The sequence below is a fragment of the Bradyrhizobium sp. B097 genome (assembly GCF_038957035.1).
In the GTDB taxonomy this organism is placed as follows: Bacteria; Pseudomonadota; Alphaproteobacteria; order Rhizobiales; family Xanthobacteraceae; genus Bradyrhizobium.
Genome location: NZ_CP152412.1, coordinates 9,175,521 through 9,196,243, shown reverse-complemented (window position 1 = coordinate 9,196,243; position 20,723 = coordinate 9,175,521). Strand labels below are relative to the sequence as shown.

At 64.9% G+C, this 20,723-nt stretch carries 19 protein-coding genes; 7 read left to right on the top strand and 12 right to left on the bottom strand.

Annotated features, from left to right (window positions below; all coding sequences use genetic code 11):
- Positions 1–63 precede the first annotated feature (63 nt).
- On the bottom strand, positions 64–987 hold the full coding sequence (locus AAFG07_RS42315) for a LysR family transcriptional regulator (protein ID WP_342725426.1): 924 nt from the start codon (positions 985–987) through the stop codon (positions 64–66).
- A gap of 121 nt (positions 988–1,108) precedes the next feature.
- On the opposite strand from AAFG07_RS42315, the gene AAFG07_RS42310 reads away from it, so the two are divergent.
- A complete protein-coding gene (locus tag AAFG07_RS42310; protein ID WP_342725425.1) occupies positions 1,109–2,278 on the top strand; it encodes a CoA transferase in 1,170 nt (389 codons plus the stop codon).
- A 7-nt stretch (positions 2,279–2,285) separates the two neighbouring features.
- Positions 2,286–3,233, top strand: a complete 948-nt coding sequence (locus tag AAFG07_RS42305) for a hydroxymethylglutaryl-CoA lyase (RefSeq protein WP_342725424.1) — start codon at positions 2,286–2,288, stop codon at positions 3,231–3,233.
- Positions 3,234–3,389: 156 nt separating this feature from the next.
- Here the strand turns inward: AAFG07_RS42305 and nikR are convergent, their stop codons facing one another.
- A complete protein-coding gene (gene nikR, locus AAFG07_RS42300) occupies positions 3,390–3,827 on the bottom strand; it encodes a nickel-responsive transcriptional regulator NikR (RefSeq protein ID WP_342725423.1) in 438 nt (145 codons plus the stop codon).
- Between the two features lie 261 nt (positions 3,828–4,088).
- On the opposite strand from nikR, the gene AAFG07_RS42295 reads away from it, so the two are divergent.
- On the top strand, positions 4,089–6,176 hold the full coding sequence (locus AAFG07_RS42295) for a TonB-dependent receptor (protein ID WP_342729401.1): 2,088 nt from the start codon (positions 4,089–4,091) through the stop codon (positions 6,174–6,176).
- Here the strand turns inward: AAFG07_RS42295 and AAFG07_RS42290 are convergent, their stop codons facing one another.
- Positions 6,177–7,802, bottom strand: a complete 1,626-nt coding sequence (locus AAFG07_RS42290) for a glycosyltransferase family 39 protein (protein ID WP_342725422.1) — start codon at positions 7,800–7,802, stop codon at positions 6,177–6,179. It lies immediately after the preceding gene.
- A 152-nt stretch (positions 7,803–7,954) separates the two neighbouring features.
- Complete coding sequence (locus AAFG07_RS42285) at positions 7,955–8,836, bottom strand: YiiX/YebB-like N1pC/P60 family cysteine hydrolase (RefSeq protein ID WP_342725421.1); 882 nt, start codon at positions 8,834–8,836, stop codon at positions 7,955–7,957.
- Between the two features lie 198 nt (positions 8,837–9,034).
- On the opposite strand from AAFG07_RS42285, the gene AAFG07_RS42280 reads away from it, so the two are divergent.
- Complete coding sequence (locus AAFG07_RS42280; protein WP_342725420.1) at positions 9,035–10,444, top strand: FAD-dependent oxidoreductase; 1,410 nt, start codon at positions 9,035–9,037, stop codon at positions 10,442–10,444.
- A gap of 316 nt (positions 10,445–10,760) precedes the next feature.
- Here the strand turns inward: AAFG07_RS42280 and AAFG07_RS42275 are convergent, their stop codons facing one another.
- The 5 genes from AAFG07_RS42275 to pheS form a co-directional block, all read right to left on the bottom strand.
- Entirely contained in the window at positions 10,761–11,705 is a 945-nt protein-coding gene (locus AAFG07_RS42275; protein WP_342725419.1) for an MBL fold metallo-hydrolase, read from the bottom strand.
- A gap of 34 nt (positions 11,706–11,739) precedes the next feature.
- Complete coding sequence (locus AAFG07_RS42270) at positions 11,740–12,516, bottom strand: sulfite exporter TauE/SafE family protein (protein ID WP_342725418.1); 777 nt, start codon at positions 12,514–12,516, stop codon at positions 11,740–11,742.
- Positions 12,517–12,726: 210 nt separating this feature from the next.
- The gene (gene pheT / locus AAFG07_RS42265; RefSeq protein WP_342725417.1) at positions 12,727–15,135 is read right to left on the bottom strand and encodes a phenylalanine--tRNA ligase subunit beta; all 2,409 of its coding nucleotides are present in this window, start codon (positions 15,133–15,135) and stop codon (positions 12,727–12,729) included.
- Positions 15,132–15,566 (bottom strand): DUF559 domain-containing protein, encoded by a 435-nt coding sequence (locus AAFG07_RS42260; RefSeq protein WP_342725416.1) that lies wholly within the window; start codon positions 15,564–15,566, stop codon positions 15,132–15,134. The genes pheT and AAFG07_RS42260 overlap by 4 nt, the downstream gene beginning before the upstream one ends.
- Before the next feature lie 182 nt (positions 15,567–15,748).
- A complete protein-coding gene (gene pheS, locus AAFG07_RS42255) occupies positions 15,749–16,831 on the bottom strand; it encodes a phenylalanine--tRNA ligase subunit alpha (protein WP_342725415.1) in 1,083 nt (360 codons plus the stop codon).
- Positions 16,832–17,026: 195 nt separating this feature from the next.
- Here pheS and AAFG07_RS42250 point away from each other — a divergent pair, with 195 nt between their 5' ends.
- A complete protein-coding gene (locus AAFG07_RS42250) occupies positions 17,027–17,437 on the top strand; it encodes a hypothetical protein (RefSeq protein ID WP_342725414.1) in 411 nt (136 codons plus the stop codon).
- 2 nt (positions 17,438–17,439) lie between these two features.
- Here AAFG07_RS42250 and rplT read toward each other — a convergent pair whose 3' ends face one another.
- The 3 genes from rplT to infC form a co-directional block, all read right to left on the bottom strand.
- The gene (rplT, locus tag AAFG07_RS42245) at positions 17,440–17,799 is read right to left on the bottom strand and encodes a 50S ribosomal protein L20 (protein ID WP_029081033.1); all 360 of its coding nucleotides are present in this window, start codon (positions 17,797–17,799) and stop codon (positions 17,440–17,442) included.
- Between the two features lie 77 nt (positions 17,800–17,876).
- Entirely contained in the window at positions 17,877–18,077 is a 201-nt protein-coding gene (gene rpmI, locus AAFG07_RS42240; protein ID WP_008539890.1) for a 50S ribosomal protein L35, read from the bottom strand.
- Positions 18,078–18,470: 393 nt separating this feature from the next.
- Positions 18,471–19,010 carry a translation initiation factor IF-3 gene (gene infC, locus AAFG07_RS42235; protein WP_092126381.1) on the bottom strand — a complete coding sequence of 180 codons (540 nt, stop codon included), beginning with the start codon at positions 19,008–19,010 and terminating at the stop codon, positions 18,471–18,473.
- A gap of 228 nt (positions 19,011–19,238) precedes the next feature.
- On the opposite strand from infC, the gene AAFG07_RS42230 reads away from it, so the two are divergent.
- Positions 19,239–20,030: an alpha/beta hydrolase gene (locus tag AAFG07_RS42230; protein WP_342725413.1), complete on the top strand. Its 792-nt coding sequence runs from the start codon at positions 19,239–19,241 to the stop codon at positions 20,028–20,030.
- 135 nt (positions 20,031–20,165) lie between these two features.
- Complete coding sequence (locus tag AAFG07_RS42225) at positions 20,166–20,636, top strand: nuclear transport factor 2 family protein (protein WP_342725412.1); 471 nt, start codon at positions 20,166–20,168, stop codon at positions 20,634–20,636.
- Positions 20,637–20,723: the final 87 nt, after the last annotated feature.

Genomic DNA, 20,723 nt, shown 5'->3' with positions numbered 1-20,723 from the left:
TGCGCAATTGCGCACTAGGCAGGGACGACGCTGAACCTGTTATGCAACCACTGAGTCGTGCATTCAGATCAGCAGCGTCGCCTCCCACGCGCCGCGCCCGACCTGTTCGGCGATCAGGGAGCGGATCAGCCGGCACATCTCCTCCATCACATAGGTCATCGGCCGGTTGCGCAAGCGACAGAGATAGAGCGTGCGGCTCAGCCTGGGTTCGATCACCTCGCGCGCAACCAGCAATCGGGCTTTCAACGCCTCGCTGACGAAATGCGTCGTCGCGATCGTGCAGCCGAGGCCCGCGGTCAAGGCACCGATCATGCCGCTGGTCGAATTGAGGTGCAGGATGGCGTTGGCCTCCAGCCGCTTCAGCGGCACGGGGTCGTCCAGCAAAGCGCGGGCGGACAGCCCGTGCCGCAGCAGGATCAGCGGCAGCTGGGCCACCTGCTCGAACGTGATCGGTCCCTTCTTGCCGATCAGCTTCTCGGTGCCGACGCAGAACATCTGCTCCTCCAGCACCGGCTCGGCGATCAAATCCTTTTCCGACGGCGGATTGTAGACCAGCGCGAGGTCGACGTCCGAGCTCATCAAATGCAGCAGCGTCGCACCGGAGAGACTCTCGGTCAGCGACAGCTTCAGGTTCGGATATTTCGCCAGCACGGTCCGCATCAGCGGCACGCCGATCGCCTTCATGCCGGAATTGGCCATGCCGATCGAGATCTCGCCGGCAATCGCGCTGCCGCCTTCCTTGATCTCGCGCTCGGCCGCTGCCATCGCGCGCAGAATGATGCGGGCATGCTCGTAGAGCCGCTCGCCCGCTGCGGTCGGTTCCATGCCGCGCGGCTTGCGCTCGAACAGCGGCGTGGCGAATTCCGCCTCGAGATTGGCGATGTGGTGGCTGAGCGCGGATTGCGCGACATTGGCCTGATCCGCTGCCCGCGACAGGTTGCGTTGCTCGTAAACCGCGATGAAATAGCGAAGCTGGCGCGAATCCATGGGGGTTCTGCGTTCTAGAACGACGAATGCACTATTCGACAGATTATATTTTTCAGATAGCGTGCGGAAGCCTAACCTGCGCCGATCAGTCAAAACGAGCGCAACGAGCACGGAGAAACCGATGACCGGGAGCGGGCTGCCGCTGGAAGGCGTGAGGGTCGTCGAGATGACCCACATGGTGATGGGGCCGACCTGCGGGATGATCCTGGCGCAACTCGGCGCCGAGGTGATCAAGGTCGAACCTCCCGCCGGCGACAAGACCCGCTCGCTCGGCGGCATGGGCGTGTCGTTCTTCCCGCTGTTCAACCGCGGCAAGCGCAGCGTCGTGCTCGATTTCGCCAAGCCCGAGGACCGCGACACCATGCACCGGTTGCTCGCCGGCGCCGACGTGTTCCTGGAGAATTTTCGTGATGGCCAGCTCGACAAGCAGGGTCTTGGCGCCGACGAACTGCGCGCGAAATATCCGCACCTGATCATCGCCGGCCACAAGGGCTTTCTCTCCGGGCCCTACGATCATCGCCCGGCGCTCGACGAGGTCGTGCAGATGATGTCGGGGCTCGCGGCGATGACCGGCACGCGCGACAAGCCGCAGCGCGTCGGCTCTTCCGCCAACGACATCATGGGCGGCATGTTCGGCGTGATCTCGATCCTAGCTGCGCTCTATCAGAAGCGCGGCGGCAACAGGAATGGCGCCGATATCCGCATCGGCCTGTTCGAGAATTGCCTGTTCCTGGTTGCCCAGCACATGGTCGAGTACGAGATGACCGGGCGCAAGCCGCGCTCGATGCCGGAGCGCGAGCATGCCTGGCCGATCTACGACATCTTCGATGCCGCCGGCGGCGACCGCATCTTCATCGGGGTCGTCACCGAAGGCCATTGGCAGAGTTTTTGCCGCGAGTTTGGCCTGACGGAATTCGCCGACGATCCGACGCTGCGCTCCACCACGGACCGCATCATGGCGCGCGACCGGATCATTCCGCACGTCGCCGAGGTGATCAAGGGCTGGAACGTCGCCGACCTCTCGGCCAGGCTCGACGCGCTCAACATCTGCTTCTCGCCGATCAACCGGCCGGAGGATCTGCTGCAGGACCCGCATGTGCTGCGGCCCGGCGGGCTCGTCAATAATGTCAACGCCGACGGCAAGCCGTTCCGCGTTCCCGCGCTGCCGGTCGAATGGAACGGCCACCATATCGGCGAGGGCCTGAAAGTGCCGGTGCTTGGCGCCGATACCGATGCGGTCCGCGCCGAACTCGCACAACAGAAGATTACATCAACCGGAAACGCTGCGTGAGGCTGACATGACCCGCGTCCATGATATCTATCCCAACGACAAGGTAAGCTTGCGCGAGGTCGGTCTGCGCGACGGCCTGCAGCTCGTGAAGACATTCCCGTCGACCGCGGCGAAGCAGCGCTGGGTGCGCGACGAATATGCCGCCGGCGTCCGGCATTTCGAGGTCGGCTCGTTCCTGCCGGCCAGGACCTTTCCGCAATTCGTCGATGTCCGCGATGTCATCGCGACCATCGCCGCGCTGCCCGGCGCGCATGGCGTCGCACTGGCGCTGAACGAGCGCGGCGTCAACGAAGCGCTGGCCTCCGGCGTCGCCGAGATCGCCTCGGTGGTGTCGGCGACCGAGGAGCACAGCCAGGCCAATGCCAACCGCTCGCGCGAGTCCGCGATTGCGAACATCAAGCGTCTCTGCGAGCTGCGCGACGCCAGCGCGCACAAGCCGCTGGTCAATGCCGCGATCTCGATGGGGCTGGGCTGCTCGATCGTCGGTGCGGTCGATCCGAAGGAGGTGCTGCGCCTCACCGAGAAGCTCTACGAGGTCGGCGTCGACATGGTCGCGATTGCCGATACGGTCGGCTATGCCGGGCCGAAGCAGGTCGGCGAGCTGACGCGCGGCGCGGTCAAGATCGCAGGTTCCAAGCCGGTCTGCGTCCATCTGCACGACACCCGCGGCATGGGCATCGCGAATGCCTCCGCGGCGCTCGATGAAGGTGCACGCGTGCTCGACGGCTCGCTCGGCGGCCTCGGCGGCTGCCCGTTCGCGCCGGGCGCCACCGGCAATGTCGTGTTCGAGGATCTCGTCTTCCTCTGCGAGAGCAAGGGATTTCCGACCGGCATCGATCTCGATCGCCTCATCGAGGTACGCGCGATCCTGAAAGCCGAGATGCCGAACGAGCAGCTCTATGGCGGCCTCGCCCGCGCCGGCCTGCCCGGCGGCGCCAAGGCGAAGGCGGCTTAGCTTTCTTCTCCCTCGCCCCGCTCTTGCGGGGAGAGGGCTGGGGTGAGGGGGCCTCTCCGCGGGCAATCTCACTGGATAGACCTGTACCCCCTCACCCGGATTGCATCTAGCGATGCAATCCGACCTCTCCCCGCAAGCGGGGCGAGGTAAGCATCCTCAGTCATGCCGATGCCCCCGCTTGCGCGGCTTCTTGTCCGCCGCCGTCGGGATCATCACGACGCGGCCGTAACGCACGCCGCGCTCGGCGATGATGTGGTCGGCAAGATGGCGGACCTCGCCGCTGGCGCCCTTCAGCGCCGTCACCTCCATGCAGCTGTCGTCGTCGAGATGGACATGCAGCGTCGCCAGCGACAGGTCGTGATGGCCGTGGAAATTCTGCACCAGCCGCTTCGACAGGTCGCGCGCGGCGTGATCGTAGACATAGACCAGCGCCGCGACGCATTGCCCTGACGGCGCGTCCTCCGTGCTTTGCTGCAGGCCGGCGCGCGCGAGGTCGCGGATGATCTCGGAGCGGTTCTGATAGCCGCGCGCCTCGGCGGCGGCGTCGATCTCCGCGAGCAGATCATCCTCGATGGTGATGGTGATGCGTTGCATGGACTATCCGTGTTGGCTGGTCGGCGCGGCGGTATGACATTATTCTTGAAACGTCATACCGTGCTTGCTAGCGTCGCTATGCCGGGATTGGTTTAAGCTGGTGCGGTCGTCGCGTGACTGTAACAGGATCATGCGGGGGCATGGGCGTTGCGTCGTACTGTATGGCGGATATTTCCCGCCGCCGTATCCATTGCAGCATTCGCGCCGGTCGCCGAAGCGCAGACGCTTTCCGCCGCGCCCGGGCAACTGCCGCAGGTGACGGTGACCTCGCCAGATCGAGCGCAGCCCAGGCGGGCCAAACCATCCCAGCGTCCACACCATGTCGCCCCCAGCGGCCGCAAGCCGGCCGCGCCGCAACCGAACCAGTCCACCTCTACAACCAGCGGAATCAGCGGCGGCTCCGCAACGGTGTCTTCCAGTCTGCAACCGACCGCCGCCAGCGAGCGGCAGATCAGCGGCGACGAGGTCAATGCACGGCCGGTCTCGCGCGTCGGCGAAGTCCTGGAGGTGGTGCCGGGCCTGATCGTCACCCAGCATTCCGGCGAGGGCAAAGCCAACCAATATTTTCTGCGCGGCTTCAATCTCGACCACGGCACCGATCTTGCCATCACCGTTGACGGCATGCCGGTCAACATGCCGACCCATGGTCACGGCCAGGGCTATGCCGACATCAATTTCCTGATCCCGGAGCTGATCCAGTCGATCGATGTCCGCAAGGGCCCCTACTACGCCGACAAGGGCGACTTCGCGTCCGCCGGCGCGGTCGACATCAACTATCTCGACCGGCTTTCGAAGAATATCGTCGAGATCACCGCCGGCAGTTTCGGCTACCAGCGCGCGATGGCCGCGGGTTCGACCAAGGTCGGTGACGGCACGCTGCTCGCAGCCTTCGAGGCCAACAAATACAACGGCCCGTGGGACGTGCCGGATGACATTCGCAAGCTCAACGGCGTACTGCGCTACAGCCAGGGTACCGCGACCGACGGCTTCTCGCTGACTGCGATGGCCTATTCGAACGGCTGGAATTCGACCGACCAGGTCGCGCAGCGCGCCATCGATCAGGGCCTGATCGGCCGTTACGGTTCGCTCGATCCGACCGACGGCGGCACCTCCAGCCGCTTCAGCCTGTCGGGCAATTGGGCGCAGTCCAGCGACTACGGGCAGACCAAGCTCAACGCCTATGTGATCCGCTCGTCATTGCAGCTCTACAACGACTTCACGTATTTTCTCGACGACCCCGTCAACGGCGACCAGTTCAGCCAGATCGACAAGCGCACCGTCTATGGCTTCGATGCCAGCCACGCCGCCGATGTCCGCATCGCCGGCGTCGACACCCAGACCCGGGTCGGCGTGCAGACCCGCTACGACGACATCAATGTCGGCCTGTTCAAGACCGCGCAGCGCGAGACCCTGTCCACGGTGCGCAACGACCAGGTGCAGGAGGGCAGCGTCGCACTGTGGGCCGATAGCACCGCGCGCTGGACCGATTGGCTGCGCACCACGGTCGGTATCCGCGAGGACTATTTCGCCGGCCACGTGCTGAGCGACACGCCGCAGAATTCCGGCAACGCGCAGGCCGCCATGACGAGCCCGAAGGCGGGCATCGTGCTCGGTCCCTGGTCCAAGACCGAGTTCTACGGCAATGCCGGCTTCGGCCTGCATTCCAACGATATCCGCGGCGCAACCATCACGGTCGATCCCAACGACAGGGTGACGCCGCTCGAACGCGTGCCGCTCCTGGTGCGCTCGAAGGGCGCCGAGCTCGGCATCCGCACCAAGGCGATCGACGGTCTCACCTCGTCGCTTGCGGTGTTCGTGCTCGACTTCGATTCCGAACTGCTGTTCGTCGGCGATGCTGGCACCACCGAGCCGAGCCGGCCGAGCCGGCGGATCGGCGTCGAGTGGACCAACCAGTACAAACTGCTGCCGTGGATGAGCCTCGATTTCGACCTCGCCTATACCCGCGCGCGCTTCACTGACTATGATCCGGTCGGCAATTTCATTCCCGGCGCGCCGGCCTGGGTTGCCAGCGGCGGCGTCACCTTCGGGCGCGACACCGGCTGGTTCGGCAGCCTGCGCGCCCGCTATTTCGGCCCGCGTCCGCTGATCGAGGACGACAGCGTCCGTTCGCTGTCGTCGTTCATCGTCAACGCCCGCGCCGGCTATAAATTCGACAACGGGATGCGGCTGCAGCTCGACGTCCTCAATCTCTTCAACGCGCAGACCAACCAGATTGAATATGACTATCTGTCGCGGCTGCCGGGTGAGCCGATCGACGGCGTCGCGGACCGTCATGTGCATCCCGCAGAGCCGCTTGCCGTGCGCCTGACGCTGGCGGCGACTTTCTGATCAGTCGCGCACGCGGCGGCTCGAGCTGAAATCCTCGACATCGGGCCGCACCGGGGGTGTTTCGCGATAGGGCGGCACGATCAGCATCACGACGCGCCGTGTCCGGCCGAGCCTGCCGAGCAGCGTCGCCTGGGCATCAAACTCGGAGCGAAAGACGTCGGTCGCGCGCAACGTCGTGCGCTCCATCCAGCTCAGGCACTCCGTCTGGTCGGCGAAGCACAATGCGGCCCAGCCGCGATCGAGCGTGGTCTTGCGCGGCAATCCCCAGGTGTACTGATAAGCGAACGGCCGGGCATAGCGCGGATGGTCCGGACTGTAGAAGGCGGCAGCGAAAGCGAGCGCGTCGTCGCCGCTGACCGCGGCGAGCGGCGTCCCGGCCGCGTCGCGCCATCGCGTCGTGAGCTCGATCGCGGCGGCGTGATAGAAGTCGCGGCCTTCTTCATAGCCGTAAGCGTTGCGATAGAGGGCATGGATCGGAGCGCCGACGGTGACCGCGAGAATGGCGATCCCGGCCACCATGACGGTCAGGTTGACCGCGTAGAAGCGCTCGATCGGGTAGCTCGTTGCGCACACGATCAGAACCACGAACAGGAAGAGACCCTGTACCGCCCAGAGCGACGGCAGGTCGGTGCCGATCGCGAGCGAGACGGTCACCGGAAACAAGATGGTCCCGATTGCGACCAGCAGCAGCAAACGGAGCCCTGGGTTCATCGCGCGGAAATCGGCAGGCAGCCGCGCCAGCCGCGGGCCGGCAATGAACACCCAGGTCACCGCCGCGATCGCGAGCGCCGCGATCAGGCCCGTGATGAAGTAGGTGACTTCCCATAGCGCGGCGACATGGTCGGCGCCGGCATGCGCGAGCGCATAGTCGAACGTCGTTGCTCCTGTGGTGGCGAGCCAGTGCAGATGCGGGCCAAGCACCAGCATGCCGGCCAACGCCGAGATCCAGGGTGAGGCCGACAGCAGATAGCGGCGGCGATCCGGATGCAGCACGGCTGCGGAGACGAAGCTCGCGACCAGGAAGATCGAATAATATTTGCCGAGCATCGCGAGTGCGCAGGCCGCGCCTGCCGCGACCGCCCAGCCGAGCTGCCTGGGCGCCTCGAACGCACGCAGGAAGCAGTAGGTCGCCAGCGGCCAGACTGCCAGCAGCACCGTGTTCGCATTGAAGCGCTGAGCGTGGAATTGATAGACCGGCAGCAGCATCAACAGCAGCAGCACGATCGCCCGCTTCTCGCCACGGACAAAGCGGCGGGCGATCAGGTCGACCGCCCACAGCGCCACAGCCGCGTTGACCATTGCCATCAGCTGCAGCGACCAGTCGGTCACGGGGAAGATCGCCGTCCATCCCCGCGTGATCCAGCCCATCAACGGCGGATGCTTGGGGTATCCCCATGAGAGGTGCCGGCCGAGCGTCCAGGTCTCGAGCACGTCCGGATGCAGGCCGGCGCCGAGATAGGCGATGACGAGATACGTGGTCCAGATCGCGACAAAGAGGACGAGCAGAATCGGGATCGACCACCCGGTCTCGATTCCCTCCAGCCATTTGATCAATGGACGGCGCCAGCGCGCCGGATCCTTGTCCGACGCGGCAGCTATCGCTGAGAAATTGATAAGCGAAAGCACCGTAAAACTACCGAATGAAAGCAGGCGTGAAGCGCGCGCACCCTAGTGATGCGAGCGCGAGAACTCAACGGCGGCGCCGGACGATGAGACGGATTCCAGACCGGGGTTGAGGCGGCCAGCGCTCGACATGTCGAGCCTGACGCCTGCGGCCGTCACACCGGCGCGGTTTCCGTAGCGGTCACTTCCGCAGCCGGAAGCGGCGCCGCTTCGTCAATCGCTTCAGGAACGAGCGGCGGCGACTTATACTCTGGAAACACACTGAACTCGCCGGCTACCTCCTGGAGCGGCTTCTGCTTGTCGGCCCAGTGCAGGGCCGTGTAGTCGAAACCGTGCACGATGGTGGGTTTGACGACTTCGAAATAGGGCGAGATGTCGAAGTCGCGCGGCATGTAGAGCGAGGAATCGCGGATGTGCAGGATCTCGCGGCGCGCCTTGCGGCTGGCAGCACGCGTGATCTTGGGCAGGATCGGATAGCGCACGGCGTCGAACGCCTGCGCGATCAGCGCCGAGCAGATGATCTTGGTCGGATCGCCGGAGCCGAACGCGATCATGCGGCGCCGCCAGCGCTGCGGGATCGGCAGCGGAAACAGGAAGCGCGCGAGATCGACGATGTTCTTGGTGTCGTAGCCGAAGCCGATGCGGTTGATGGCGTAGCGGCACACCGTGGTGCGGTCCTCGAAGGACAGCCCGACCGGGCGGCAGAGGCGGGTGTGATAGGACAGGTATTTCGACAGCGGCGCCGAGGTCACGCCTTCGCCGATATTGGCCTCGATCAGCACATGCTGTTCGCCGTCAGGCTCGAACGCGCCGTCGATCGGTCCAACGAAAAGCGCGGCATGCGACCAGGTCGATTGCGTGAGGTATTTGATGATGCCGGAAATCCGGTTGTTGCCCTCGACCAGCAGCACATCGCCGGGCTGCATGATGCCCCGCAGATGGTCCGGGTCGCTCGGCGTGAACGGCTCGTAACCAGGGACTTCCTTCTGCAGGTACCCCGCGATCCATTTGCCGACGGTATCGAGCATTACGCCCATGAATTCCCCCCAGCGGTTCTACGACCGCTTCTGTTCACTTAATCATGGTCGCAAGCCGTTGCAATTTAGTTCATGCCATCGGCGGATCAATCATGATTGATTTACCATGATGGTTGCTGCGGTCGGTGAGATGCGGCACAGTTCGCGAAGCGTTCCCATTCTCTGCAAGTCCCCGGAAACCATGCCAGAAGCAATGTCATGACAGTGACCCGCCGCGATTTCCTGTCGGCGTCCGCAGCTCTGGCGTTGGCGCCCGTGCTGGGCGGCCGGGTTGTCGCTGCGCCGCTGCCGCGCGAGGCCGACATTGTCGTGATCGGTGCGGGTGCCGCGGGCATTGCCGCGGCGCGACGGATCGCCGCCGCGAACCGCAAGGTGATCGTGGTGGAGGCGTCCGGCCAGGTCGGCGGCCGCTGCCAGACCGATGCATCGACCTTCGAGGTGCCGTTCGACCGCGGTGCGCGCTGGATGCACAATCCCGAAACCAATCCGATGATCCGGCTGGCGCGCTCCGCGGGCCTCGACATCGTCACCGCACCCGCAGGGCAGAAGATTCGCATCGGCCGGCGCTACGCCCGCCCCGGCGAGACCGAAGAGTTTCTGGCGGCGCTGGTGCGCGCCAACCGCGCCATCGACGATGCGTCGCGCAAGGCCGATATCGCCTGCGCCGCGGCGATGCCGAAGGATCTCGCCGATTGGGCCGGCACTGCGGAATTTCTGCTCGGCGCCAATTTCAGCGGCAAGGATCTGAAGGATCTTTCGGCCGTCGACAAGGTGCGCGCGCAGGATCGCAACACCGCGATCGCCTGCCGGCAAGGGCTCGGCGCGCTGATCGCGAAGCTCGGCGAGCAGCTTCCGCTGGCGCTGTCGACACCCGCGCAGCGCATCCTGTGGAGCAATCGCGACGTGATGGTCGAGACGCCTTCCGGCAAGATCACCGCGCGCGCCGCCATCGTCACGGTGTCGAGCAACGTGCTCGCGAGCGGCAATATCAAGTTTGCGCCTGAGATCCCGAAGCGCACGCTCGACGCCGCCGCCAAGCTCGGCCTCGGCAGCTACGATCGCATCGCGTTGCAGATCCCCGGCAATCCGCTCGGGCTGTCGCGCGACGACGTCATCATCGAGCAGAGCAATTCGACCAAGACGGCGCTGCTCTACGGCAACATCGCGGGCTCCTCGCTATGTACGATCGACGTCGCGGGCTCGTTCGGCCGCGACCTGTCCGCGCAGGGCGAGAAGGCGATGTCCGCCTTCGCGGTGGAATGGCTGACGAAGCTCTATGGCAGCGAGGTCGGCGCTGCCGTGAAGAAGACCAGCGCGACGCGCTGGAATGCACAGCCCTTCATCCTCGGCGCGATGTCGGCAGCAGTTCCCGGCGCGCAATTCTCCCGCAGGATCCTGTCCGAGCCGATCGGCGCGATGTATCTTGCGGGCGAGGCCACCCACGAGACGCTGTGGGGCACGGTCGACGGCGCCTGGGAAAGCGGCGAGCGCGCCGCCGATGCCGCGCTGCGCAGGATCGGCGGGGCGAAGGATGCGACGCCGGAGCCCGCAGCGCCCGCCGCAAAACACAAGCGCCGCGCGCCTCGCTCTGCCGGGCCGATGAATTGATGGTGGTTGGGCAGAGAGCTGCTGCATAACAGCTGTCGTCCCGGCGAAGGCCGGGACCCATAACCACAGGGTTGTGTCGTAGGAGTGAGCTGTAGCCCCAGCGTTGCGCGGCAATGACCATCGGTGGTTATGGGTCCCGGGTCGCGCTACGCTTGCCCGGGACGACGCGGAATTTGTCTCACGACCTGAGAGTCGACCATCCACATTCTCGCAATATGATTTGTCCGAGTTTTGCCTGTCGTTTCGCCGCTCCGCGGCTCCTTCCACCCGTCATTCCGGGTTCGTGCTTCGCACGCCCCGGAATGACGAAGGGAGCTCACACCGGCAGCTTCAGCTCCATCAGATCCTTGGCCACCACAATGCGGCCCTTGAAATTCGTCTTCACGTCTCTCGTCCAGTCGTCGTCGGTGACATCAGGGTCGTCGCCGGGGACGAAGTGGCTCAGCACCAGCGTCTTGACGCCGGCGGCGGCTGCGATGCGGCCGACGTCTTCGGTGGAGGTGTGGCTGTCGAGCAGATGCTTCTTCAGCGTCGCGCCGTTTTTGGTCTTGGCGACCAGGCGATCGACCGCGGGAATGTAGAGGCATTCGTGCACCAGCACGTCGGCACCCTTGGCGAACTCGGCGAGCTTCGGATTGTAGGCGGTGTCACTGGAGAACACGATCGTGCCGTCCGGGGTCTCGAACTTGTAGGCGAAGTTGTCGACGATGGGCGGATGCGGCGTGCGGAACGCGGTGACGGTGACGTCAGGCGTCTTCAGCACCACGCCGTCGTCGGTGATGTCTTTGGCGATCAGCAGCTTGCGTGGATCGGGCCGGCCTTCGTCCGCGATCCGGGTCTCGACGTCGAACTTGTTCAGCTCCCAATATTCCTTGGTCATCGCCTCGATGCCGTTGGGACCGAACGAATGGATCGGCGTCGAGAGGCCGGCCGCCCAGGCGTTGTAGACCAAATTGCCGTATTCCAGATTGTGATCGGAATGGTGGTGGCTGATGAAGATGTACTTCACGGACGGTATCGGCACGCCGGCGTTGACCAGCTGGCGGCTGACGCCCATGCCGCAATCGATCACGAACGGCGTGTCGTTGACGACGACGAGATTGGCGGGGTTGGAGGCACCGTTGCCGACGCGCGGGCCGCCCTTGGTGCCGAGGAACACGATGCGCGTGCGCGGCTTTGTGCCCTGCGCGCGCACGCTGGGCGCCGCGAGCAGAGCGGCGCTGCCGAGCGCCAGTTTCAATGCATTGCGGCGATCGATCATCGGATCCTCCCTGAATTCCTTCTAGATAATGACCCTACCCGCCGCGCAAAATGCCATCAAGCGCCGGCAGGCCGACGATGACGGCCGCCGCGATCAGCGCGTAGCATATTGCGCGAAATACCTGCTCGCTGGCCTTGCCGAACAGCGACGCGCCGAACCAGACGCCGATGCCGTAGACGGGGCCGACGATCAGCGAGAACTTGACGGACTCGATCGTGATCAATCCGGTGAACCAGTAGCTGACCAGCGAGAAGAAATCCGAGGCGCCGAAAAACAGCACGATGTTGGCGCGCGAGATCACCGACGAGATCGGGCGTCCCAGCCAGTAGGCGACGATCGGCGGGCCGCCGGTCTGCGCAAGCCCGCTGCAGAAGCCGGAGAGGCCGCCGACGCCGATCGAGAGCGCGGCGTGATCCTTGCCGTGATAGCGCCAGCCCGATAGCAGCAGCGCGAGCAGCGCCGCGACGAAGCAGGAAATGATCCAGCGCGTGGTCACCGGCTCGAGCACCGTCAGGAAATAGGTGCCGACGGGAACGCCGACCAGCGCGCCGGCGACCATCACCGCGGTCGCCTTGCGGTCGGCATGGGTCCAGGCGTTCGGCAGCAGTGGCGCAGCGGCGACGAAATCGATGATGAGCAGCAGCGCCGCCACCAGCCGCGGCGCCGCGACGCTGCTCGCCAGCGGCATGAAGATCAGCGCCGAGCCGAAACCCGAGAAGCCGCGCGCCGTGCCCGACACAAAGGCGATCGCGCAGATCGCAAGCGCGATGCTGGTCGAGATGTCGGAGGGGAGGAGGGAGAGGGAGGTCATGCGGGGGCCGAAAGTGAGGTTAGATCTACTGTCCGGCGCGCTCGCACCACGGTTCTAACGCAACTGCACTTGTGTCAGACCCGTCATCCTGAGGTGCGAGCGGAGCGAGCCTCGAAGGATGAACGGCCGCAGTCGGGCCGTCGACCCTTCGAGACGGCCGCTACGCGGCCTCCTCAGGGTGACGGTGTCAATACAGCGCGCGCAGCCTGATCACGCCCGCAGCGTGCCGTCGGTCTTTTTCGTCACTTCGGCGACGACCTTGGCGGCGACGGCGTCGATTTCCTGGTCGGTCATCGTCTTCTCGCGCGGCTGGATCGTCACCGCGATCGCGATCGACTTCTTGTCGGGATCGATGCCCTTGCCTTCATAGACGTCGAACACGGTCACGTCGGTGATCAGCTTCTTGTCGACATTCTGCGCCGCGCGGACGATGTCGCCGGCCTTGACGCTGCGGTCGACGATGAACGCGAAGTCGCGCGACACCGGCTGGAACGCCGAGAGCTCCAGCACCGGCTTGGCGCGGGTCGCCCTCTGCTTGCCTTGCGGGATGCGCTCGAGGATCACCTCGAACACGAGCATCGGACCGTCGGCGCCGAGCGCCTCGGCCGCGCGCGGATGCAACTCGCCGAAATAGCCGAGCACGTTCTGCGGGCCGATCTGGATGGTGCCGGAACGTCCCGGATGCAGCCACGCCGGACCGCCGGGGACGATCTGCAGCGCCTGCATCGGCGCGCCGGCGACCGCCAACACGGCGAAGGCGTCGGCCTTGGCATCCATCGCGTCCGCCGCGGCCGAGCCGGTCCAGTGCCGCCCGATCCCCTTCGACGAGGCGTAGCCATGGCGCACGCCGGAGGCGGCCACGAGCTGGTCCTCGGGCTTGTCGCCGCGGAACACCTGGCCGACCTCGAACAGCGCGACATCGGGAGTGCCGCGGTTGATGTTGGCCTGAGCCGCCCCGACGAGGCCGGGCAGCAGGCTCGGCCGCATGTCGGAGAGATCGGCCGCGATCGGGTTGGCAAGCACGAGCTCGCTCTGGCCGCCGCCGAACAGTTTTGCCGCGTCATTGGTGATGAACGACCAGGTCACGGCCTCCACCAGGCCGCGGACGCCGAGCGCGCGCTTGGCGCGGCGGGTGCGCTGCTGCATCGCCGTCAGCACCGGCTTGCGCGGCTCCTCGCCGCGATCGAACGGCGTCATTGGCACCTTGTCGACGCCGACGATGCGCACGATCTCCTCGACGATGTCGGCCTTGCCCTGCACGTCGGTGCGCCAGGACGGGATCGCGACCTTCACGACGGGGCCGGTGCCGGCCAGCATGAAGCCGAGCCGGGTGAGGATCAGCTTCACCTCGACCAGCGGCACCTCGATGCCGGCGAGGCGCTTGACCTCGCTGAGCGGGAAATCGACGACGCGGTCCTCGCCGAACTGCTTGCCGACCACGACGTTCTCGGACGGCGTGCCGCCGCACAGCTCCAGCACCAGCTTGGTCGCGAGCTCGAGCCCGGGCACCATGAAGGCCGGATCGACGCCGCGCTCGAAGCGGTAGCGCGCATCCGAATTGATGCCGAGCTTGCGGCCAGTCTGCGCGATGTTGATCTCGTTCCACAGCGCCGATTCGATCAGCACGTCAGTCGTGTTGTCGTCGCAGCCCGAGGCCTCGCCGCCCATGATGCCGGCCAGCGACTCGACGCCGTGCTCGTCCGCGATCACGCAGACATTGTTGTCGAGCGTGTAGGTGCGGCCATCGAGCGCGAGCAGCGTCTCGCCATCTTTCGCGCGGCGAACGGTTAGGTTGCCCGTCACCTTCTTGGCGTCGAACACGTGCAGCGGGCGCGCGCGGTCGTAGGTCATGAAGTTGGTGATGTCGACCAGCGCGTTGATCGGGCGCAGGCCGATCGAGGTCAGCCGCTTCTGCAGCCATTCCGGCGACGGACCGTTCTTGACGCCGCGCACCAGCCGCAGCGCGAAGCCCGGGCACAGCGCGGCGTCCTCCACCTTGACCTGAACCGGGCAAGGGAATTCGCCCTTGATTTGCTTGATGCCCGGGTCCTTGAACTTGCCCATGTCGGCGGCGGAGAGATCGCGCGCGATGCCGTGCACGCCGGTGCAGTCCTGCCGGTTCGGCGTCAAATTGATCTCAATGACGGGATCGCCGAGCGCAGCCCATTCGGCATAGCCCTTGCCGAGCGGCGCTTCGGCCGGCAGCTCCATGATGCCGTCGTGGTCCTCGGAGATCTGCAGTTCGGCGGCCGAGCACAGCATGCCGCGGCTCTCGACACCGCGGATGGTGCCGACGCCCAGCGTGATGTCCTTGCCGGGAATGTAGGTGCCGGGGGGCGAGAACACGCTGATCAGCCCCGCACGCGCATTCGGCGCGCCGCACACCACCTGCACCGGCGCGCCGCCGTCGCCGGTGTCGACCATGCAGACGCGCAGCCGGTCGGCATTCGGATGCTGCTCGGCCGAGATCACGCGCGCGATGGTGAACGGCGCGAGCGCCTTCGCCTTGTCCTCGATGTTCTCGACCTCAAGCCCGATCATGGTGAGCTTGTCGGCGAGCTTGTCGAGCGGCTCGTCGGTCTCGAGATGTTCCTTCAGCCAGGAGAGGGTGAACTTCATGACGATGACTTCTCCGGTCCCCTCTCCCGCTTGCGGGGGAGGGTCAGGGTGGGGGCTCTCTCCGCGATGGCAGCGGCGATTGTTTCAAGGACGCCTGCGCGGTTTGTCATGACGTCGAGATTGCTGAAGCGAAGCACTTTGAAGCCTTTTGCTTCGATAACGGTTGAGCGTACGGCATCGGCGCGTTCGCCTTCGTCCGAAAAGTGTTGACTGCCGTCGAGCTCAATTACCAGCTTCGCCGCGTGGCAGACGAAGTCAGCGATGTAGTTGTCGATCGGCACCTGACGGCGGAAGGTTGCGCTGTTCAGACGATTGCCTCGCAGCTCCGACCAGAGGATTCGCTCCACGTCGGTGGAGTTACGTCTGAGCGCGCGCGCATTTGCGCGCAGTCGTGCGGATATCTTCCAATCCGGATGTTCAGGATCGACCATAGGCAACCCCACTGCGGAGAGACCCCCACCCCAGCCCTCCCCCGCAAGCGGGAGAGGGAGTTCGACCGTTCGCGGCGATGGAATCTTCGTATCCATGCGAGCACGCCCTATCCATTCCCTCTCCCGCTTGCGGGGGAGGGTCAGGGAGGGGGCTCTCTCCGCGATGGAAGCGGGAGTTGTATTCACGTACTCAACCCTCCCGCGATCGTCGGGATGTCGAGCGGCTTGAAGCCGTAGTGGTTGAGCCAGCGGATGTCGTTCTCGAACAGCTGGCGGAGATCGGCGATGCCATATTTCAGCATCGCGATGCGGTCGATGCCCATGCCCCAGGCAAAGCCCTGGTAGACGTCGGGATCGATGCCGCAGGCGCGCAGCACGTTCGGGTGCACCATGCCGCAGCCGAGAATCTCCATCCAGTCCTCGCCCTCGCCGAAGCGAATCTCGCCCTTGTCGCGGCGGCATTGGATGTCGACCTCGAGCGACGGCTCGGTGAACGGGAAGAACGAGGGCCGGAACCGCATGTTGATGTGGTCGACCTCGAAGAACGCCTTGCAGAACTCGTGCAGGATCCACTTGAGGTGACCGAGATGCGAGCCCTTGTCGATCACGAGGCCTTCGACCTGGTGGAATTGCGGCGTGTGGGTCGCATCCGAGTCGATGCGATAGGTGCGGCCCGGGCAGATCACGCGGATCGGCGGCTTCTGGCTCAGCATGGTGCGCACCTGCACCGGCGAGGTGTGGGTGCGCAACAGCATGCGTGTGCCGTCCTCCTTCGGGTTGAAGAAGAAGGTGTCGTGCATCTCGCGCGCGGGATGGCCCTCGGGGAAATTCAACTTGGTGAAGTTGTAGTCGTCGGTCTCGATGTCGGGACCTTCGGCGACCGCAAAGCCCATGTCGGCGAAGATCGTGGTGAGCTCGTCCCACACCTGGCTCAGCGGATGGATGCGGCCGGTCTCCGCCGGCGTCTCGCGCAGCGGCAGCGTGACGTCGATGGTCTCGGCGGCAAGGCGTGCATCGAGCGCGGCCGCTTTCAGCACATCGCGCCTGGCCGCGAGCGCCTGCGTCACCGCATCCTTGGCGAGGTTGATCTTGGCGCCCTCGGTCTTGCGCTCCTCCGGCGACATCTTGCCGAGGGTGGCAAGCAGCGCCGAGATCGAGCCCTTCTTGCCGAGCGCTGAGACGCGCACCGCCTCGAGGGCGGCCTCGTCAGCGGCCGAGGCGATCTGGTCGAGGATGGATGTTTCGAGCGTTGCGAGGTCGGACACGGTCAATTCCTGCGCTGAGCATGATCCGGCGGGAAGAGCCGGCTTCCGAACCATGCGCCAAAATTCGGCTGGGTTGTCGCCGCCCGAAGGCCGTAACGTCAAGCAAAAAGCCGGTCATTTCGGGCTTGTGGCCGACTGCATTGAACCCCGCGCGGAGGTCGGGCTACCCAAGGGGAGTTCAAGGAGACCCACGCGATGTTGCTGCGATCTTGCCTGGCCGTGCCAGCGGTCCTGTTCATGCTCGGCGCGGCGTATGCCGCGACCGAGGAATGTCCCGCCAAATCGACCCAGATGGACGACATCATCGCGGTGCTGGAGAAGGCGCCGAGCTGCAACCGCGCGATGAAGATCTTCGAGGCGTGCGAATACGGCGCCAGCGGAGACGTCCAGTTCGGGGCCGTGGTCGAGAAGAAATGCGAGGCGGACTTCCTGTCCGGCCTCAAGGGCGCGCCGAAGCGGGCGTACCAGCACGAGATGCAGGTCTGCGACCGCAAGTACCGGAATGAATCCGGCACCATGTACATCTCGTTTACGGCGTTCTGTCGGGCGCAGGTCGCCCAGCGCTATTCGCAGAAGGCGCTGAAAGCGGGCCAGAAGGCCCGCTAGGATCAGGCAGCCAGCGCGGCCTTGGCTTTCTCGGCGATCGCCTGGAACGCAACCGGCTCGTGGATCGCGAGATCCGACAGCACCTTGCGGTCGACCACGACGCCCGACTTGGAGAGGCCGTTGATAAACACGCTGTAGGTCATGCCGAACGGACGGACCGCAGCGTTGATGCGCTGGATCCAGAGCGCGCGGAAGGTGCGCTTCTTGCGCTTGCGGTCGCGGAAGGCGTACTGGCCGGCCTTTTCGACGGCCTGCTTGGCGGTGCGGATCGTGTTCTTGCGGCGGCCGTAATAGCCCTTGGCGGCCTTGAAGACTTTCTTGTGCTTGGCGTGAGAGGTCACACCGCGTTTGACGCGAGACATGACGGAAATCCTTGAGATCTAGAAGAAGTGACGGGGCGCCGCGCTTCAGGCGGCCGGGTTCAAGCAGATGAGCGCGATCAGGCGTTCGGCAAGAAGTACTTCTTGACGTTGTCGCCGTCGGTCTTGAACAGCACGCGGGTGCCGCGGAGCTGACGGATCTGCTTCTTCGTCCGCTTGATCATGCCGTGGCGCTTGCCGCGCTGGGCGTGCATGACTTTGCCAGTGGCAGTCACCTTGAAGCGCTTTTTAGCGCCCGACTTAGTCTTCAACTTGGGCATTTAGCTCTCCTGTCGCCCAACACGAATATCGCCCAAAGAGGCGTTCGGTCGGCTAAAATGCTCGTTAGAGCGTTGAAAGTGCTATGGTTTTTTCCGAATTGAAAGAACCTGCACTGAACGTCGCCACGGCAGCCCTTGATCAGCCGGGCGGCGAAGGCCCGGCTTATGACAGAGGATCGGCGGTTTTGCAACGTTTCAGGTAGCCAAACTACGGAACAGTAGCCCGGATGGAGCGGTGCGAAATCCGGGGCAGGTCGAGCCGCGGACGCACCGTCCCGGATTACGCTGGCGCTCCATCCGGGCTACGGGAGCCTCCATCCGGGCTACAGGAAAGAAACGGCCCGCCAGAGGTCTGACGGGCTGCTCCATTTTCAGCAAAGCGACGAATTCGAATTAGCGCGGCGCCAGCACCATCACGACCTGGCGGCCTTCGAACCTCGCGTCCTGCTCGACCTTGGCGAATTCGGCAACGTCGGCCTTCACCTTGTCCAAGAGCTTGGTGCCGATCTCCTGGTGCGCCATCTCACGACCGCGGTAGCGCAAGGTGATCTTGACCTTGTCGCCTTCCTCGAAGAAGCGCTGCATCGCGCGCATCTTCACGTCATAGTCGTGATCGTCGATCATCGGGCGGAGCTTGATCTCCTTGATCTCGACGACCTTCTGCTTCTTGCGAGCTTCGGCGGCCTTCTTCTGCGCGGAATATTTGTACTTGCCGTAGTCCATGATCTTGCAGACCGGAGGACTGACGTTCGGCGAAATCTCGACAAGATCCATGCCGGCTTCCATGGCCATCTTGATGGCCACCATGGTTTCGACGGTGCCCTGGTTGACACCATCTGAATCAATCAGCTGGATCTGCGCGTTGCGAATCTCATCATTGGTGCGCGGCCCGTCTTTTGCGACTGTGGGCGGGGCTCTATTGGGACGGCGAATGGGTAACTCTCCAAAGTTGTGAAAGGGAAGGCGGATATTTTGAAGCAAGACGCTGCGACGGGCAAGCGAACTCGCTCTTTTACGCGGCAAAACCGTCAATTGCGAGGCATTTTGGCCACGCCCGGCACATATAGCGGGCGCACCTGCTCTGCAAGGCGGGCCTGCTGCCGTTGACCGCTGCCGCGCGACGATTGAAAAGCAGGTCTCTGACACGCGAGTGACCGAACCATGAGCCAAACCGCCGCATTCGAGCAGGAACCCGCCTTCATCGAGGTCGGCGAGGGCCTTGGGGCGCGCCGGATCGCGGTGCGCGCCCGGGCTGGCAGCAATCCCGGCCTGTTCTGGCTCGGCGGCTTCAAGTCCGACATGACCGGCACCAAGGCGATCGCGCTCGATGCATGGGCGGCCGAGCATGGCCGCAGCTCGGTCAGGTTCGACTATTCCGGCCACGGCGAATCCGGCGGCGACTTCGCCGACGGCACGATCGGCCGCTGGCTCGAGGAGAGCGTCGCTGTTTTCTCGCAGTTCTGCCGCGGGCCGCAGGTCGTGATCGGGTCCTCGATGGGCGGCTGGATGGCGCTGCTGCTGGCACGCGAGATCATGCGTCGCGGGAACGCGAAGGCGCAACTCGCCGGCCTCGTGCTGATCGCACCAGCGCCCGACTTCACCGAGGAATTGATGTGGAAGGGTTTTTCGCCGGAGATCCGCGCCGAGATCGAGACCAAGGGCGTCTGGCTCAGGCCGTCCGAATATGGCGACGGCTCGCCCTATCCGATCACCCGCGATCTGATCGAGGAGGGCCGCAACCATCTGCTGCTCGGCAGCAAGATCGACGTCGGTTGCCCAGTGCGCATCCTGCAGGGCGCGCAGGATCCCGACGTGCCGTGGAAGCACGCCTTCGCGCTGGTGCATCGGCTGCCGGCCGAGGACGTGGTGCTGACCATGATCCAGGACGGCGACCACCGGCTGTCGCGGCCGCAGGACATCGCGCGGATCATCGCCGCGGTGGCGGAGATCTAGCCACGCCGCCGCCCTTCGAGGGCCGCTGAAGAAGCGGCCACCTCAGGGTGACGGCTACAGAAACAGGCGTCATCCTGAGGTGCGAGCGAAAGCGAGCCTCGAAGGATGGGCCACAAGCACCGGGGAGAAACGCCAATGAACACGACCACAATGCTGCGCGCGTTCTGCGACGCGGTCGAGCAGCGCAACGGCAAGGCCTTCGCAAGCCTCTTCACCGACGACGGCGTCTACCACGACGTGTTCTACGGCGCGTTCGAGGGCCACACCAGGATCGCCGAGATGATCGACGACTGGTTCTACCGGACCGCGACCGATTTCCGCTGGGTGATGCACGATCCCGTCAGCGACGGCACAACGCTCTATGCGCGCTACACGTTCAGCTACCGCTCGACCTTGCCGGAAGCCAACGGCGCGCGTGCGATGTTCGAGGGCGTCGCGATCATGCGGCTGCGCGACGGCAAGATCACGGAGTATCACGAGGTCGCCAACACCGCGCCGGCTTTCGTCGACTTGAACTTCGCGCCGGAGCGGATCGCGAAGATCGTCGGCAAGCAAGGCGCTGCGCTGAGGGCCCGGCCGGAGATGCAGCGGCATTTGGCCGAGTAGTTCGCCGTCATTGCGAGGAGCAAAGCGACGAAGCAATCCATGCCACCGCATGCGCGGACAAATGGATTGCTTCGCTTCGCTCGCAAT